Raw genomic sequence first — 499 nt, forward strand, 5'->3', positions numbered from 1 at the left:
CGCGTCGGATGGCGTCTCGCGCACCTCGATCCGTGTCAGCCATTTGGCGCTCCGCACCCCGGCATAGCCCGGCACCACCATGCGGAGCGGTGCGCCGTGTTCGGGCGTCAGCGGCTCGCCGTTCATCGCCCAGGCAATTAGGACGTCGGGTTGCCGCGCCTTGTCCATGGCGATCGAGACCCCGAACGATGCTTCCTCGCCTTCGACGTCCACCTCGTCCGCGCCGGTGAACGCCACAAACAGGTCGGACGCATCCGGCGCACCGACGGCATCCAGTACGTCGGACAGTCGTACGCCGGTCCATTCCGCATTGCCGATCGCGCCCACGTCCCACGGGTCGCCGGACGTTTTTGCGACCTGCTGAAGATCCGTGCGCCGGTTGCCGGCGCACTGGAGAACTGCCGTCACCGTCCGCGTGGCCAACGCGCTCTTCAATTCCTCCACCGAGAAGGAGCGTCTTTCCATGCTCATCCCGCTGACCTCGATCCGGTGATCGGCA

The 499-nt window shown here is 66.5% G+C and carries 1 protein-coding gene; it reads right to left on the minus strand.

What is annotated here, in order from left to right; translation table 11 throughout:
- A partial coding sequence (locus ASE88_RS19685) for a molybdopterin-dependent oxidoreductase (protein WP_235528005.1) occupies nucleotides 1–499 on the minus strand: 499 nt, incomplete at both ends.

The organism is Sphingomonas sp. Leaf38 (assembly GCF_001421825.1).
Taxonomy (GTDB): Bacteria; Pseudomonadota; Alphaproteobacteria; order Sphingomonadales; family Sphingomonadaceae; genus Sphingomonas.